Consider the following 16,241-nt stretch of genomic DNA (forward strand, 5'->3'; position numbering starts at 1 on the left):
AATGCGAGTCCAGCGGCTTGTCGGAACCAATGCCGGCGGAGCCATCGCGTCTGCGCTATTCCAGCGGGACGAAGAGGCCGAGTTTGACGTCGCGCAGAACGACATTCGTGTGCATGCGGCGGATCTGCGGATTGTCAGCCATGATCAAGGCAGCGATGTCGTCGTAATGCTCGACGTCGCGGGCGGTGACGATCGCAATCAGATCGACCGCGCCTGTGACATAATAGACCTGCTGGATGTGATCCTGCTTCTCCGCCCAGAGGCGGAACTTGGCCAGCGCGTCGTAATTGTCCCGCTCGATCTCCATCCCGACGATGAACACCATCGCTGTGCCCGTCGCCTTGCGGTCGACGACGGCCACCTCCGCCTTGATGATCCCTTCTTCGCGCAGCCGCTTCAGCCGCCTCTGCACGGCCGAGACTGACAGTCCGATCCGTTCGGCGATCGTTTCGGCTTTCAGCTGGCAGTCGCGCTGAACGATATCGAGAATGTCGCGGTCAAAACGATCGAGTTGTTCCATTGTCCAGTCCTAGTCTCGCCGCAACAATTCGCGCATTCTGCCGTAATTGCCGCACGAGGAAGATTATTTTGCATAAAATATGCAGAATAGATGAAAACTGCGCGAAAAAACCGCGTTATTTTATCATTATCCTTCGCAAATTCAATTCAGCCGGAACCATGCATGCCAGATCAACCCTTTCCTGCTCTTCGCGTCGAAGATCTCCATAAAAGCTTCGGCTCGCAAGAGGTTCTCAAGGGTATCTCGACGCAGGCCGCAAAGTCCGATGTGATTTCGATCATCGGCTCGTCGGGCTCCGGCAAAAGCACCTTTCTCAGATGCATCAATTTCCTGGAAACGCCTGATCGTGGCCGCATTGCCGTAAACGGCGAGGAAATCGCGCTCAAAATGGGGCGAGGCGGCCGGCTGCAGCCGCGCAGCTGGCGGCAGATCGAGCGGATACGGACCGGATTGGGGATGGTCTTTCAGAGTTTCAATCTCTGGGCCCATCGTACGGTGCTGGAAAACGTCATTGAGGCGCCGGTACACGTCATGGGCATTTCGCGGCGCGAGGCTATCGAAAAGGCTGAGGCCCTGCTCCACAAGGTCGGGCTCTTCGATAAACGCGACGCCTATCCCGCTTTCCTCTCCGGCGGTCAGCAGCAGCGTGCTGCGATTGCCAGAGCGCTCTGCGTGGATCCTGATGTCATGCTGTTCGACGAGCCGACATCGGCGCTTGATCCGGAACTGGTCGGCGAGGTGCTGAAGGTCATCCGCGATCTGGCGGAAGAAGGCCGGACCATGCTGATCGTCACGCATGAAATGCGCTTTGCCCGGGATGTCTCCAGCCGTGTTCTCTTCCTGCATCAGGGACGGATCGAGGAGGAAGGCTCCCCGGAGCAGATATTCGGGGCGCCGGTCAGCGCCCGCTGCCGGGAATTCACCGGCCTCAGCGCCCACTGATGCGCATCGATCTATCATCGACAACACAAACCAGGAGAATCCTGCGAATGAAACTGCTCCCCACACTGTTCGCCGGTGTAGCGCTAGCGCTTTCCGCCGTCACCGCACAGGCCGAAGTCCGCTTCGGCGTCATGAACGAATCCTATCCACCCTTCTTCGCCAAGGACGCCTCCGGCCAATGGCAGGGATGGGAGATCGACCTTATGAATGCCGTATGCGAAGAGATGAAGGAGAAATGCTCGATCGTCGAGATTTCCTGGGATGGTCTCATTCCGGCGCTCCAGAGCAAGAAGTTCGACGTGATTTGGTCGTCGATGTCGAACACCGCGGAACGCTCGAAGGTGATCGACTTCACCGACAAATATTACAACACCCCGAGCACCTTGATCGGTCCTAAGGATCAGAAACCGGGCGCCACTGCCGAGGACGTGAAGGGCAAGACCATCGGTATCCAGGTGTCGACGATCCAGTCGGAATATTACAAGAAATATTTTGCCGAGGCTGCCGAGGAAAAGACCTATCAGACGCTCGATGAGGCTTTTCAGGACCTCGCCTCCGGTCGTATCGACTATGTTTTTGGCGATTCACTGGCACTTGACGCGTTCCTCAAAAGCGATGGCGGCAAGGATTGCTGCGCCAAGATGGGCGACGTCGCCGACGACAAGGAGATTCTCGGAGCTGGCGTTTCGGGCGGCCTGCGCAAGGAAGACACGGAACTGAAAGCCAAGCTGAACACAGCCATTGCCGCTGTCCGTGCAAGTGGCCAATACGACACCATCAACAAGAAGTACTTCGATTTCGACATCTACGGCGCGAAGTAAGCAGCCCAACGATGGCGACCACGCAACAAGGTATTCTGGACCTGCTGTCTCCCTATCCTCCGGGATGGGGCGGCGTTCTTCTGGCAGGTGCAGTTTCCACGGTCGCCATCTCGGCTTGCGCCTTCGCGATCGGCCTGCTGCTCGGCACGGGCGGCGCGCTTGGAAAGCTTTCGGGCAATCGCATGCTTCGTCTCCTGCTCGATCTCTACACCACGCTGATCCGTGCCGTTCCCGAGCTGATCCTGATCGTCGGGCTCTATTATGCGGGCACCGATGGTCTCAACCGGCTGCTCGCCGCGTTGGACCTGCCACCGGTCAATGTGAACGGCTTCGTCGCGGCCGTCGCCGTGCTGGGCTTCGTCCAGGGTGCCTACATGACGGAGGTGCTGCGCGGCGCGATCCTCGCCATTCCCGTCGGCCAGATCGAGGCCGCCAAGGCCTTCGGCATGGGGCCGGTGTTGAGGTTCCGACGGATCCTGCTGCCAGCGCTCCTGCCGAACGCGCTGCCGGGCCTTGCCAATCTCTGGATGTCGGTCACCAAGGACAGCGCGCTGGTCGCGGTCGTCGGCTACCAGGAACTGGCGCTCGCCACCCGTCTTGCCGGGGCAAGCACCAAGCATTACTTCGTCTTTTTCCTTGCTTCGGCCCTTCTCTATCTCGCCATCACTCTTGTTTCCAACGTCGTCTTCAAACTGATCGAGGGACGGGTACGGCGGGGGCAGCCGCGTCTTGCCTGAAGAAAGCGCCCCATGAATTTCACCTGGATCTCTTCCTACTGGCCGCTTCTTCTGACCGGCGCCTGGCAGACTGTTTGCCTGCTGGTAATCTCGGTGGTGTTCGGCTTCGTCATCGCCATAGGCCTCGCCTTCGCGCAGGTCAGCGGCGGCAGACTGACGCGGCTGCTCGCCCGCGGCTACTGCACCTTCTTTCGCGGCACGCCGCTGCTGATACAGCTGTGGCTTCTCTACTATGGGGTTGGCTCGCTGCTGCCGATGGTCCCCGGCATCCGCCAGAGCCTGTTCTGGCCGATCCTGCGCGAGGGCTTCTTCTTCGCGGCCGTCAGTTTTACCCTGAACTACGCAGCCTATGAGGCAGAGGTGTTGCGCGGCGCGCTGCTTGCCGTTCCCAAGGGCGAACTCGAAGCGGGCCGGGCCGTTGGCCTGTCGCCCTGGATGCTGACCCGCCGCATCTGGCTGCCGCGCGCCATTCGCATCGCCCTGCCGACGATTGCGGGAGAGATCGTCATGCAGCTCAAGGCGACGCCGCTCGCCTTTACGGTGACGGTGATGGATCTCTACGCCGTGGCAAACAAGGTTCGGCAGGACACGCTGCTCGTCTATGAACCGCTGCTGGTCGTCACCCTCTTCTATCTCGCGCTGACCGCAGTGATCGCCCGCGTCTTTCGAGGTCTCGAAGCGCAGGTGCCGGTTCGCCGCTAGGCCGACGGAACAGGACTGGCCCATGAACTCCCTGGCGCACGAACCACGCGCACCTCGCCCACTTTGTTATGAAAAGCCCGCCGCCGATGACGGCGCGACAGACTGAATGGAGACTGCTTCATGAGCACGACGCGAATTCTCGATGGCGGCATGAGCCGCGAGCTGCTGCGGCTGGGTGCCGAACTGAAACAACCGGAATGGTCGGCATTGGCGCTGATCAATGCGCCGGATATCGTCCGTAGGGTACACCAGGAATTTATCGCCGCCGGTTCTGAGGTCGTTACGACGAACAGCTATGCGCTCGTGCCCTTTCACATCGGCGAGGATCGGTTCCGGAAGGAAGGGCCGGCGCTGATCCGTCTCGCCGGTCGCCTGGCGCGCGAGGCGGCGGATGCCGTTACCGATCGGAAGGTGCTGGTTGCCGGGTCGCTACCGCCGATCTTCGGTTCATATGAGCCGCAGAATTTTCAGCCTTCGCGGGTGCAGGATTATCTCCAGGTGCTTGTCGAGAACCTCGGCCCCTTCGTCGATATATGGCTCGGCGAGACGTTGAGCCTGATCGCCGAGGCAGAGGCCGTCCGCAAGGCGGTGGCGACATCAGGCAAGCCGTTCTGGATTTCCTTCACATTGGCGGATGACGAGGCAGCCATCAGTGGCGGCGAACCGAAGCTTCGCTCCGGAGAAAAGGTCGAGGATGCGGCATCCTGGGCGGTTTCATCGGGCGCTGAAGCTCTACTGTTCAATTGCAGCAAGCCCGAAGTCATGCAGGCGGCTGTGGAGACGGCAGCCCGGGTCTTCCGAAAGATGGATGCTCACATCGAAATCGGCGTCTATGCCAATGCCTTCGAAGGGGAAACAGGCGACGCAGCCGCCAATGAGGGCCTGCACGATACCCGCGCCGATCTGAATGACGACGCCTATTCGCGTTATGCCTGCTCCTGGGCCGAAGCCGGCGCGACCATCATCGGCGGCTGTTGCGGCATTGGCGCCGCCCATATCCATCGCTTGAGGAAGACGCTTTTGGGTTAAAGCGGCACGTCGGGAACTCGGCTATGTCGCAATTTGACGCCGTGTTCGTCAGCACGCTCGTTCCGCTCCTCGCCGCAACGGTGGTGGCCTATGCCGTCACCATCCTTCTGCTGCGTCGCTCGACCCTCACCGAGAAGATCGCGCGCCGCGGTCAGCACATCACACGCGGATATGGCGTCGACCCGTTCGAACTGTCCCGGGCAAATACTTTGCTCTTTGCGAAGGCTGGCGTCTGTAGACGTCAGTGCAGTCCGAACAGGTTCAGCAGCTCTTCGCGGTGTCGAACGAATTCCGGCGCGCTGCGGTCGCGAGGGCGGGGCAGATCGATTTCGATCAGACGCGGCTCGCCGCCCTTCTCCCGCGGCAGGATCAGGATCCGGTCGGCCAGGTAGATCGCCTCCTCGAGATCGTGAGTGACGAGGATGGTCGTCACATCCTCATCGCGCCAGATCCGTGCGAGTTCCTGCTGCATGCCGATCTTGGTCATTGCGTCGAGCGCGCCGAGCGGTTCGTCGAGCAGCAGGATCTCGGGCTGGACGGCCAGAGCCCGGGCGATGCCGACGCGCTGGGCCATGCCGCCGGAGAGCTGCCGGGGATAGGCCGCCTCGAACTGCTGCAGGCCGACGAGCTTGACATAATGGCGCGCCCGTCCCCTCGCCTGCTCACGCGACAGGCCCCTTGTTTTCAGCCCGAAGGCGACATTGTCGAGCACGGTCAGCCAGGGCAGAAGGCGCGGTTCCTGAAAGATGACGGCGCGCTCTGCGCCGACGCCTCGCACCGCCTTGCCATCGACGAGAACCTCACCCGTGTCGGAATCCTCAAGACCGGCCAGAACCCTGAGCAGGGTTGTCTTGCCCGAGCCGCTGGCGCCGACGATGGCGAGGCTTTCGCCGGAGCGGACGTGGAGGTTGACATCCCTGAGAACCTGTAGAGGTGCCCCGTTCAACCTGTAGGATTTGGAGAGGTGACGGATCGTCACTTCTCCGCGGCGCGTGTCCTCAGCGATGCTCATCACCATTCCTCAGTTGCTTGCCGGCTTGGCATCGGCGGTAAAGAGGATGTCTTTGGCCGCCAGTTGGCCCTGCTTCAGCTTGCCTTCGCGAACCAGCACGTCGATCCAGAACTGGATGTCGCGCTCGACCGGCAGGCCGCCGGCGCGCACGCCATAGCCGCGGAAGTATTGCGCGATATCAGCGTTCTCGCCGCGCTCGCTGAGGGCCTTGGCCAGGATCTTCTTGGTTTCCTCAGGATGTTCGCGGGCATAGTCGAGGGCGCGGGCCGACTGCTCGACGAAAATCTTCGAGACCTCCGGATGCTGGCGAATGAAATCGCGGCGCAGTACCACGAAGCCCCCGGCAATGTCTCCAAGCACGTCGGTATCGTCAAAAATCGGGCGCAGGCCGCCATTCTTCAGCGCTGCCCCCTCGAAGGTCGTCTGCCAATAGCCGAAGGCGGCAATATCCACCTGCTTGGAGCGCAGCACCTGTTCAAGCTGCGGCCCGGGAACGACGATCTGATTGGCTGCGTCCGTCGGCAGGTCGACGGAATGCAAGGCCTCGCGGATGGTATAGTCGAGATGCGCGCCGAGCGTATTGACCGCGATGCTCTTGCCGGCGATGTCCTTGATACCCTTGATGGGGCTGTCTTCCAGCACGTAAAAGGTCGACTGCACCTCATCATTAATGCCGTTCGAGGGATAGGCGGCGACGAAATCATTGCCGCCGATGATCGAATTCAGGACGGCGGAGGTTGCAGCGCTGCCGATTTCGACATCACCCGATGCCAGTGCAATCAGCGAGGCCGGGCCGCCCTGGGCGTAGCCGACATTTTCCAGCGTGATGCCCGTGCCTTCGAAATAACCGAGTTCGGCGGCGAGTTCATGGGCGGCAAGACCGCCCTGGCTGGCAAGGTAGCGCAGCTTCACCGTATCGGTGGCTGCGGCCGGCGTGGCAAGACCGAGAGCGATCACAGCCGGCAGAAGGATGTGGCGGGGATGGAATGTCATGTGGTGGTCCTTTTCGGAAGAGGAAAATCGGTGAAAGCAGGTCAGCGGCTCGGCTGAGACCAGCGGCAGAGGCGGCGCTGCAGCAAAACGAGCAAGGCATTGGCTGCAAGCCCAAGGAAGGCGAGCAGAAGGATCGCCGCAAACATCAGCGGGATCTGGAAATTGTACTGGGCGTTCATCACCTGGAAGCCGATGCCCTTGTTGGCGCCGATCATCTCGGCGGCAATCAGCAGGAGAAGCGCAGTCGTCGCCGAAAGACGCAGGCCGACGAAGATCGCAGGCACCGACGCCGGCAGGATGACGCGGTGGAAGATCGCCAGCGATCCGGCGCCATAGGTCCGCGCCATCTCGATAAGCTTCTTGTCCACCTCCTTGACGCCGCTGATCGTGGCGAGCAGGACCGGGAACAGCGTCGCCCAGAAGATCACGAAGATCTTGGATGTCTCGCCGAGGCCGAGCAGCAGGATGAAGACCGGATAGAGCGCCAGCGCCGAGGTCTGGCGGAAGAGCTGCAGGATCGGATCGAGCGCCTGTTCGACAGCACGAACCTGGCCCATGAACAGGCCGAGCGGAATGCCGATCACCACGGCAAAGGCAAAGGCGGTTCCGGATCGCTGCAGACTGATGGCGATATCATCCAGCAGCGCGCCGTTGGCAAGATTGGTCCAAAGAGCAGACAGGATCACGTTCAAGGGCGGGAAGACCGCGGGATTGACCCAGCCCCTGGTGCTCGACACCTGCCAGAGCACGAGGAAGCCGATGAGAAGGCCATAACGCGGCAAAAGCGATGCGAGCACGCCGCGCGCATGCGAGGCGAGAGTGGAAATATTGCTTTCGCTGCTCTTCAGGCGGCCGAAGCTTCTCGGAAGAGTCTGGTTGATCTCATAAGACATGGACCGCTCCTCACTCTGCTGCCTGGAGAGCGGCACGTCCTGCAGCCCATCGATTGGTCGGGAAAGGCAGGCCGAGGTTTTCGCGAAGCGTCTTGCCCTCATAAGCCGTCCGGAACAGCCCGCGGCGCTGCAGTTCCGGGATGACCAGATCGACGAAATCGTCGAGCGCTGTCGGCAGCCAGGGCGGCAGAATGTTGAAGCCGTCGGCAGCTTCGTTCTCGAACCATTTCTGCAGCGTATCGGCGATCTGTTCGGGCGTTCCGACGATGGTGTAGTGACCGCGAGCGGAGGCGATCCACTGATAGAGCTGACGAATGGTAAAGTTGTTTTCATCGGCGATCTGGCGGATGAGGGCCTGGCGGCTCTTCATGCCTTCCGTCGGCGGCGCGGGCGGCAGAGGCCCGTCGAGGTCATAACCGTGCAGGTCGAGCGTGCCGCCGGTCAGCCCATTGAGGAGGCCGATCCCGTCTTCTTCGACGATGAGCGAGGTCAGGCGGTCGTATTTCTCGCGCGCCTCCGCTTCGGTCCTGCCGACGAAAGCGGATACGCCGGGCATGACCAGGATGTGATCCGGATTTCGGCCGAGACCACGGGCGCGTGCCTTGATGTCCCGGTAGAACTCCTGGGCGGTTTCGATATGCTGATGGGCGGTGAAGATGACCTCGGCCGTTGCTGCGGCGAGCCCGCGTCCGTCTTCGGATTGACCGGCCTGGACGATGACGGGATGACCCTGCGGCGATCGCGACACGTTGAGCGGACCGCGCACGCTGAAGTGCTCGCCGCGATGGTCGGTGTCGTGCAGCTTCGACGGGTCGAAGAACACGCCGGAGTCCTTGTCCCGGATGAATGCGTCGTCTTCGAAGCTTTCCCAGAGTTTGCGGACAACGTCGACATGCTCGGCAGCGCGGCGATATCGGTCGGCATGCGGAAGCTGGGTGTCGCGGTTGAAGTTCTGCGCCGTCAGGTCGCCCGTCGTGGTCACGACGTTCCAGCCGGCGCGGCCCTCCGAGATCAGATCCAGCGAGGCGAACTTGCGGGCGGTTGTGTAAGGCTCTTCGTAGGTGGTCGAGGACGTGGCGATAAAGCCGAGATGAGTGGTGAAAGGCGCAAGGGCGGAGAACAGCGTCACAGGTTCGAAGCCGGCGACGCGGGCGTTGCCGCCTTCGCGCGCACCGCCAAAACCGACAGCCAGCCCGTCGGCGAGAAAGTAAGCATCGAAGAGCCCGCGCTCGGCCGTCAAAGCGAGACGTTTGTGAAACTCGAAACTGGTCGCGCCGTCGGCCGGCTGGTCGGGATGCCGCCATGAAGCAACATGCTGTCCGCCGCCGGGAAGAAATGCCCCAAGTCTGATTTTCCGTGTCATTTCGTGTCCTCTCCGTTTGCCGTCAACAGCTCGGCCTTCCCCAAGGCCAAGTATAAAATTGGCTGTTGGACTACTAAAATACGTTCTCTATTAATTTTATAGAGAAACTTAATTTCATAGTTTCGGAGGAAGAGTGAATAGATTTCCCGGATTGGCGGTAAATCGGAAATCAACGATCGGGGCGGCTACTCCGGGGTATGCGAGCGCGGTCCGGCAAGCGGGATCTGCCGGCGTGGCGAAGAGCCCGGCTGAGACGACAACAATAGGGATAGTTCTTCTTAGCGTCCTGTGCCCGCTGCAGCGCCGCCGGAGCGAACATGATCCGATTTGACGAGCATGGAATTGTATGCCGGGTTACACACGAGCATCCGTGCCACCAGACATCGATGCCTTGATGTACTCAGGCATCAGCCTCGTTTCGGCCGGGTCGGGGCATGGTCGAGGCCGGCGGCCGCCTTCTTCAGACAGTCGAGGTAGCGGTCGCGGTTGGCAATGCCGTCGTCGCGCGGCGTGACGAGGCAGAGCGTTGCGGCGGCATGACCTTCCTCGCCCCGCACCGGTACGGCAAAACAGTGGGTGAAACTGTCGACGATGCTGTTGAAGGTGAAGAGACCTTCACGCTCGGCTTGGCGCACCTCGGCGATGAAGGTTTGCGGCTCGAGCCATTCGCCGTTCGGCAGGCGAAAATCCTGCGGCGGAATAAAGGTCAGGATCTCCTGATCCGACAGATGCGCGACGAGCAGGCGGCCCGAGGCCGTCCACGGGATCGGCACCGACTGCCCGACATCCGTCGAAATGCGGAACGGGCGTGCGCCTTCGCGCATGCGAACGACCGTGTATCTGTTTCCATCCAGCATGCAGAACTGCGCCGTCTCCCGCGTCTCGTCGGCAAGCTGTTCCAGCGCTGCCTCGCATTCGCGGGTGAAATCGAAATGGTTCTCATAGGCGGCACCGAGGAAGTAGAGCTTGCGGCCGAGATAGACACGCCCCTCGCCGCCGGTGAATTCCAGAATGCCGTTCTGCAGTAGCAGGTTGACGAGCTCGTAGACCGACGAGCGCGGTGCGCCGATCTGTGCGGCGATTTCGTTCGGCTTCAAGGCCTGCCGCTTCTGGCGCAGGAAATCGAGGATCTCGAAGGCGCGGTCGAGCCCTCGGGCGCGCTTGCCGGCTGCTTCGTCCTGAACTGCATCCATTGCGTCGATCCTTTTTTGTCCGGCCAAGCTTTTCAAGCCGTCTGCCGCATCTGTCAATCGATCCCGTCATTCATCGCGAATGAAATTTTTGCACCCCTCTTGCGAGGTAAAAAAATCGGCATAAGATCGCCTCGTCCGGTATATAGATCACATGTACATTATATTGGACATAGATGGCAAGCCGTCAACGCTGCCGCACACAAAAAAGGGGATCGACATGAAGAATCTTGAAAACGGCATTTCCGCTTCGCTGCGCCGCCGCCTTCTTGCGGGTGCCGCCGCCGCTGCGGCACTCCTCGTCTTTTCGGCCGGCACGGCCTCAGCCGCCGCCAATTGCATCAAGGGTGACAGGAAGGCGCCCTATACGATCGGCTGGGCGAACATCTATTCGGTGCCGACCTGGATGAAGCAGACCGAAGGCACCATCACGGCTGAAGTGGAGGAACTGAAGAAGGCGGGCCTTGTGAAGGACCTGATGATCACGGACGCGCAGGGCAACGCCCAGACGCAGATCCAGCATATCCAGTCGATGATCGACGCCAATGTCGACGCCATCGTCGTGATCGCCGGTTCCTCCAACGCGCTCGACCGTGTCATATCAGACGCCTGCGACAAGGGCATCGCCGTCGTGAATTTCGACAGCCTTGTCAACACCGACAAGGTGACGGCGAAGATCAACACCGATTCCAACGAATGGGGCGCGACCGCCGCCAAGTGGATGGTCGGCCAGCTCGGCGGCAAGGGCAAGATCATCATCATGAACGGCCCGGCCGGCATTTCGGTGAGCGACGACCGCCGCAAGGGCGCCCAGCCGGTCCTCGATGCCAATCCCGGTCTCCAGGTGATCACCGAGACGAATACGGAATATAACGTCGCCCCGGCACAGGAAGCGATGACCAGCCTGCTTTTCGCCAATCCGGAAATCGACGGCGTGCTGTCGCTCGGCGGCGCCCTGTCGGCCGGCTCTGTCCTCGCCTTCGAGCGCCAGGGCCGCGACCAGGTGCCGACAACAGGCGAAAACGCAAGGCAGTTCCTGGAGCTCTGGAAGGAGAAGGGACTGAAGGGCTGGGCGACCATGCAGCCCAACTGGCTCGGCGCGCTTTCCGTTTACACCGCTGTGCAGGCGCTGGAAGGCAAGGACGTTCCGGCCTTCGTCAAGGTGCCGCTGCCTGTCATCGACGACAGCACGATCGGCAGCTACCTCGCACGGGCCGACAAGTTCCCGGCTGACGGCTATATCTACTCGGACTACGACAAGGCGCTCTTCGACAAGCTGCTTGCCACCAAGTAATCCCGGGTTGAGGAAAGCCGTCATGACGGAAGAAAGACCCCTGCTGGAAGCCCGGCAGGTGTTCAGGGGATTTTTCGGCAATCCCGTTTTGAAGGGCGTCGATATCGCCCTTCTGCCGGGCAGGGTTCACGCCCTGCTCGGCGAAAACGGCGCCGGCAAATCCACGCTGATCAACCTCCTGTCCGGTGCCCTCCAGCCGGACGGTGGTTCCATCCTCGTCGACGGCAAGCCCGTCGGGCGCTTCAGCCCGGCGGTTGCGCGCGCGGCCGGTATTGCTGTCGTTCAGCAGGAGCTGAGCCTCACCGCCAGTCTGTCGATTGCTGAAAACATCGGGCTCGGCGCATTTCCGCGCCGGTTCGGTCTCATCGACTACAGAGCGCTTCATCGCGGCGTGCTGGACGTCTGCGATATGGTGGGGCTCACCGAGCCGCTCGACATGCCGGTCGCCGATCTGGCGCTTGGCCGCCGCCAGATGGTGGAGATCGCCAAGGCGCTGTTCCGCAAACCACGCGTGCTGATCCTGGACGAGCCGACGTCGTCGCTTTCCGCACACGAAGCCGGCATCCTCGCCCGTCTGATCGAGACCCTCAAGGACCGTGGCACCGCACTTCTCTACATTTCTCACCGCCTCAACGAAGTGCAGGCGCTCTGCTCGCATGTCACGGTGCTGAAGGACGGCTTGGTCACCGCCGACCAGTCGCTGTCCGGCATCGACGGTGAAGGCCTGGTGCGCCTCATGGTCGGCCGCGAGACCGGCGACCTGTTCCCACCGCGCTCCGTCACAGCACCCGGCGCGATGCGCATCAACGTCGAAGGTTTTTCCGCCGGCATGGTGCGAGACATCGGCTTCTCCGCCCGTGCCGGCGAGATCGTCGGCATCGGCGGGCTCGTGGGGCAAGGGCAGGAAGACCTGCTACTTGGCCTCTACGGCGCGATTCCGGCAGCGGCTTCCAGAGCGGAGGTTTCCGGCAAACCCGCCCTGCCCGCCCATGTCGGCGAGGCGAATGCCGCCGGCATCGTCTATGTCCCGGCCGACCGCAAGCATGAGGGGCTGGTGCTGCCCCACTCCATCGCATCCAATCTCATCTTGCCCTCGCTTGGACGGCTCGCCAGCAAGGGCCTGCGGGACCGGCCGGCGGAAAACGGCCTGGTCGCCGATCTCGCGCGGCGGCTGACGATCAAGGGCGACACGGCCCGCCCGGTGCAGGCGCTTTCCGGCGGCAACCAGCAGAAGGTGGCGCTCGCCAAATGGCTGCCGCTCGACCCCTCCGTTCTGCTCCTCAACGATCCGACGCGCGGCGTCGACATCGAGACCAAGCGGGAAATCTACCTCATGCTCCGTGCCTTCGCCGCCGAGGGGCGGCTCGTCATTCTGGCTAGCTCCGATACGCCGGAGCTCGTGCATCTCTGCGACCGTGTCGTGGTTCTGCGCGAGGGGCGCGTCGCAGCGGCGCTGTCGCAAGATGAAATCAGCGAAGGAGCGATTGTTGGCGCAGCCATGGGTATTACGGCCGCGACGCAGGGAGAGGCGGCATGAGCACAAGTTCGTCATCCCGGCTCTACGCCTCGATCCAGCTCCGCCGCAACCGCGGCCTTGCCGGACTCTATCTGGTTGTCGCAGCCTTTCTCGTCATCTACGCGCTGCTATTTCCCGGCATCCTTTCGATCGGTGGCTTCTCCAAGTTCACGCAGAACTGGTTCCCGCTCGCGCTCGTCACCATGGCGCAGGCGCTACTCATGCTGAACGGCGGCATTACGCTGGCGATCGGCCCGCTCGTCAGTCTTGGAGCGGTGATCGCCGCGACGACGATGGAAGGGGCGCTCGGCGTGCCGGGCGGCATTCTTGCGGTCTCCCTCGCCGGCCTTTCGATCGGTGCCGTCATCGGCGCCATCGTAACGTATCTGAGGTTGCCTGCGATCATCGTCACGCTGGCCGGCTCCTTCATCATCGGCGGGGTCGCACTGATCCTGCTGCCGCGGCCGGGCGGGTTCATTCCCGATTGGCTGTCGACGATGCTGGCCGGCCACACGCCCGTCGCCTTCCTGCTGCTCGTCGTGATCCTCGTACTCTGGAAGGCCTTTCTGGCAACGCCGCTCGGCCTCGGCATCTACGCGGCCGGCGACAATCCGGTCGGCGCGTTCCGCTCCGGCGTCCCGATCGAACGGGTGAAGGTCGCAGCCTTCGCACTGTCCGGTCTTCTGGCAGCCCTGACCGGTCTCTTCGTCGCTGCGCAGACCGGGTCGGGTGATCCTGTTATCGGCACGCCCTTCACGCTGAACTCGATCGCCGCCGCCGTGCTCGGTGGCGTGGGTTTCCTCGGCGGCAAGGGCACGATGCGCGGCGCGATCTGCGGCAGCCTGCTGCTCTCGGTGATGATCAATGTCATGTTCTTCCTGGGCTTCCCGCCGGTCGCCCAATATGTCGCTCAAGGCCTGATCATCGTCGGCGCGGTCGCCGTGCCGGAACTTCTCGGGCAATGGAGGGCAAGACGATGAACATCATCAGGTCCGCGTTTCGCAATCCGCCGCTGCTGACCTTCCTTCTGGTCGCGCTCGTCTGGATCGTCGCAAGTGTCTCGCTGCGCGGTTTCGGCGCCTATGGCCACCTGCGCTATCTGCTCGAACTCGCCGCGGTGATCGGCATTGCCGCCGCCGGCCAGACGCTCGTCATCCTGATGGGCGGCATCGATCTGTCCGTCGGCGCGGTCATCACCGTCACGGCGATCCTGTTGCCGCTCATCTCGCCGGCGTGGGATCCAAGCGGCCTCGCCGGCATCGCGGCGGCCCTTACCATCGCCACGGCTATCGGCCTGATGAACGGCGCCGGTGCTGCCTATCTTCGCGTGCCGCCGATCATCATGACGCTTGCGATGGCGACCTTCCTGCAGGGCTTGCTCGTCATCGTCGCCGGCGGCAGTGCGGTCACCGTCAGCAATCCGGCGGTCATTCTGCTCGGGCAGGCGCGGCCGCTCGGCATTCCCTCAGGCATCATTCTGTGGCTCGTCGTCTCGATCGTCGTCCTGCTGCTCGTCCACCGCATGCCGATCGGCGCGCGTTTCCTTGCGCTTGGGGCGAACCCGCTGGCGGCCCGGCTTTCCGGCGTCAGCGTCACCCGCAACACGCTGATCGTCCACACTCTGTCCGGCTTTTTCGCAGGGCTTGCCGGCATTCTCGTGCTCGGTATGAACCGGCAAGGTTATGTCGGCATCGGCGACCCCTACCTGTTGACCTCGATCGCCGCCGTCGTGCTCGGCGGCACCTCCATCCTCGGCGGACGCGGCACCTATGCCGGGACCATTCCGGGGGCGATCCTGCTCGTCACGACGACGGCGCTGATCACTGTCGTCAATGCCTCGCCCGGCTGGCGATCGATCATGTTCGGCACCTTGATCCTTGCTCTTCTGCTCGTTTCCGGTCGTGAGGCGCGCCGATGACTGAGCTCTACGACGGGCCGGTGATCGACCCGCATCACCACCTCTGGGACCTCAGCCTGCAACGCCATCCCTGGCTTCAGAAGGCGCGGGCATCAGGCGAGGAGATGGTTTTCGGAAGCCTCGCACCGATCCTGCGCGACTACGGCATCGACGATTATCGCGCCGATGCTGCCCGCCAGAACGTGATTGCAACCGTGCATGTGGAGGCCGGCTGGTCCGTTGCCTACCCGCTGGAAGAGAGCCGCTGGCTGGATGGCCTCGACCGCAGCTCCGGCGTGGCGCGCCGTTATATCGCGCGCGTGCCCCTCGACGGGCCGGACGCCTTGCGCCTGCTCGAGGCGGAAGCGGCAAATCCCAAGGTCGTCGGTATCCGCGATATTCTGAGCTGGCATCCCGATGTGACGAAGAGTTTTGCTTCGCGCGCGAACCGCATGGGCGATCCCGCCTGGCGGGCGGGGTTAGCGCACGCCACGCGGCTCGGGCTGGTCTTCGACCTGATGCTCTATCCCTGGCAGATGAATGAGGCGCTCGAACTGGTGCGCGCTTTTCCGCAAACGCTTTTCGTACTCAACCACGGCGGCAGCCCTGCTGACCGGACGGAGGACGGCATGGCGCTCTGGCGCCGTGGTCTGCGGGCACTCGGCAGCGAGCCGAATCTGCACCTGAAGATTTCCGACCTCGTCGCCTACGACAATAAGTGGACGCTCGAAAGCCTGCGGCCGGTGATCGAGCATTGCCTCGATTGTTTCGGTCCGGCGCGCACCATGTTCGCGAGCGACTTTCCGGTCGCGGGCTTGCACGCTTCTTTCGACGAGGTTTACCAGGTTTTCCGAGCGGTCGCCTCAAAGCTCTCTTACGACGAACAGCGGGCCCTGTTCTTTGCCACCGCCAATGACACCTATCGGCTCGGCATCGCCGATCCCGCCGAGATCGGGAGGGGCTACCATGTCTGACCTTCATATCGCGACGGAAAACGTGCTGATCGACGAGCGGGTGCGCGGCTTTCCGCCGGGCAATTCGTCGCTCCCGCTGGATGCAATCGGCAAGCAGGGATGGAAGCCCTATGACGGCAGGATGGCCCTGCCGCTGATCTCGCTCGACCGGCAGGCCTTCTCCGGCAATGTCGAACTGATGATGGCCTATGTGAAGAGCCTCGGCGCCGAAATCGCCCCGCACGCCAAGACACCGATGTCGACGGCGCTGTCGGAGGCACTTCTGGCGGCAGGCGCCTGGGGCACGACGGTCGCCGACATCCGCCAGGCCGCCGTCCTGCTCAAGGCGGGACAGCGCCGGCTGATCCTCGCCAACGAG

16 protein-coding genes and 2 pseudogenes are annotated in these 16,241 nt (G+C 62.4%); 12 read left to right on the plus strand and 6 right to left on the minus strand.

Going from position 1 to position 16,241, the window contains the following annotated elements; translation table 11 throughout:
- Positions 1 to 55: 55 nt before the first annotated feature.
- Positions 56 to 520, minus strand: coding sequence for an Lrp/AsnC family transcriptional regulator (locus MOV76_RS04615; protein WP_018246856.1), 465 nt, complete (start codon positions 518 to 520; stop codon positions 56 to 58).
- 162 nt (positions 521 to 682) lie between these two features.
- Here MOV76_RS04615 and MOV76_RS04620 point away from each other — a divergent pair, with 162 nt between their 5' ends.
- The 6 genes and pseudogenes from MOV76_RS04620 to MOV76_RS40265 all read left to right on the plus strand — a co-directional run.
- Positions 683 to 1,462: an ABC transporter ATP-binding protein gene (locus MOV76_RS04620; protein WP_018246857.1), complete on the plus strand. Its 780-nt coding sequence runs from the start codon at positions 683 to 685 to the stop codon at positions 1,460 to 1,462.
- Positions 1,463 to 1,509: 47 nt separating this feature from the next.
- Positions 1,510 to 2,283: a transporter substrate-binding domain-containing protein gene (locus MOV76_RS04625; protein WP_247263943.1), complete on the plus strand. Its 774-nt coding sequence runs from the start codon at positions 1,510 to 1,512 to the stop codon at positions 2,281 to 2,283.
- An 11-nt stretch (positions 2,284 to 2,294) separates the two neighbouring features.
- The gene (locus MOV76_RS04630; RefSeq protein ID WP_247263944.1) at positions 2,295 to 3,020 is read left to right on the plus strand and encodes an ABC transporter permease; all 726 of its coding nucleotides are present in this window, start codon (positions 2,295 to 2,297) and stop codon (positions 3,018 to 3,020) included.
- Positions 3,021 to 3,032: 12 nt separating this feature from the next.
- On the plus strand, positions 3,033 to 3,722 hold the full coding sequence (locus tag MOV76_RS04635; RefSeq protein WP_247263945.1) for an ABC transporter permease: 690 nt from the start codon (positions 3,033 to 3,035) through the stop codon (positions 3,720 to 3,722).
- Between the two features lie 120 nt (positions 3,723 to 3,842).
- Positions 3,843 to 4,751 (plus strand): homocysteine S-methyltransferase family protein, encoded by a 909-nt coding sequence (locus MOV76_RS04640; protein WP_018449085.1) that lies wholly within the window; start codon positions 3,843 to 3,845, stop codon positions 4,749 to 4,751.
- A 47-nt stretch (positions 4,752 to 4,798) separates the two neighbouring features.
- Positions 4,799 to 4,972, plus strand: a pseudogene (locus tag MOV76_RS40265) (chloride channel protein); the annotation flags it as partial.
- Positions 4,973 to 4,992: 20 nt separating this feature from the next.
- On the opposite strand, the gene MOV76_RS04645 reads toward MOV76_RS40265, so the two are convergent.
- The 5 genes from MOV76_RS04645 to MOV76_RS04665 form a co-directional block, all read right to left on the minus strand.
- Entirely contained in the window at positions 4,993 to 5,763 is a 771-nt protein-coding gene (locus MOV76_RS04645) for an ABC transporter ATP-binding protein (protein ID WP_028732415.1), read from the minus strand.
- Positions 5,764 to 5,772: 9 nt separating this feature from the next.
- Complete coding sequence (locus MOV76_RS04650) at positions 5,773 to 6,756, minus strand: ABC transporter substrate-binding protein (protein ID WP_028732416.1); 984 nt, start codon at positions 6,754 to 6,756, stop codon at positions 5,773 to 5,775.
- 41 nt (positions 6,757 to 6,797) lie between these two features.
- Complete coding sequence (locus MOV76_RS04655; protein WP_130653966.1) at positions 6,798 to 7,649, minus strand: ABC transporter permease; 852 nt, start codon at positions 7,647 to 7,649, stop codon at positions 6,798 to 6,800.
- Between the two features lie 10 nt (positions 7,650 to 7,659).
- Complete coding sequence (locus tag MOV76_RS04660) at positions 7,660 to 9,012, minus strand: LLM class flavin-dependent oxidoreductase (protein ID WP_130653965.1); 1,353 nt, start codon at positions 9,010 to 9,012, stop codon at positions 7,660 to 7,662.
- 407 nt (positions 9,013 to 9,419) lie between these two features.
- Positions 9,420 to 10,205 (minus strand): IclR family transcriptional regulator, encoded by a 786-nt coding sequence (locus tag MOV76_RS04665; protein ID WP_018246869.1) that lies wholly within the window; start codon positions 10,203 to 10,205, stop codon positions 9,420 to 9,422.
- A gap of 217 nt (positions 10,206 to 10,422) precedes the next feature.
- Between MOV76_RS04665 and MOV76_RS04670 the strand changes: the two genes are divergently transcribed.
- The 6 genes and pseudogenes from MOV76_RS04670 to MOV76_RS04695 form a co-directional block, all read left to right on the plus strand.
- Complete coding sequence (locus MOV76_RS04670) at positions 10,423 to 11,496, plus strand: ABC transporter substrate-binding protein (protein WP_026188806.1); 1,074 nt, start codon at positions 10,423 to 10,425, stop codon at positions 11,494 to 11,496.
- A 22-nt stretch (positions 11,497 to 11,518) separates the two neighbouring features.
- Positions 11,519 to 13,033, plus strand: coding sequence for a sugar ABC transporter ATP-binding protein (locus MOV76_RS04675; protein ID WP_166465934.1), 1,515 nt, complete (start codon positions 11,519 to 11,521; stop codon positions 13,031 to 13,033).
- Positions 13,030 to 13,992 carry an ABC transporter permease gene (locus tag MOV76_RS04680; RefSeq protein ID WP_065277274.1) on the plus strand — a complete coding sequence of 321 codons (963 nt, stop codon included), beginning with the start codon at positions 13,030 to 13,032 and terminating at the stop codon, positions 13,990 to 13,992. The genes MOV76_RS04675 and MOV76_RS04680 overlap by 4 nt, the downstream gene beginning before the upstream one ends.
- Positions 13,989 to 14,930, plus strand: a complete 942-nt coding sequence (locus MOV76_RS04685) for an ABC transporter permease (RefSeq protein ID WP_065277367.1) — start codon at positions 13,989 to 13,991, stop codon at positions 14,928 to 14,930. Before MOV76_RS04680 ends, MOV76_RS04685 begins: the two co-directional genes overlap by 4 nt.
- Positions 14,927 to 15,883: an amidohydrolase gene (locus MOV76_RS04690; protein ID WP_130654227.1), complete on the plus strand. Its 957-nt coding sequence runs from the start codon at positions 14,927 to 14,929 to the stop codon at positions 15,881 to 15,883. The genes MOV76_RS04685 and MOV76_RS04690 overlap by 4 nt, the downstream gene beginning before the upstream one ends.
- Positions 15,876 to 16,241: pseudogene (locus MOV76_RS04695) on the plus strand (amino acid deaminase); the annotation flags it as partial. The gene MOV76_RS04690 and the pseudogene MOV76_RS04695, both read left to right, overlap by 8 nt.

Source organism: Rhizobium sp. PRIMUS64, assembly GCF_023006465.1.
GTDB classification, from domain to species: domain Bacteria; phylum Pseudomonadota; class Alphaproteobacteria; order Rhizobiales; family Rhizobiaceae; genus Rhizobium; species Rhizobium leguminosarum.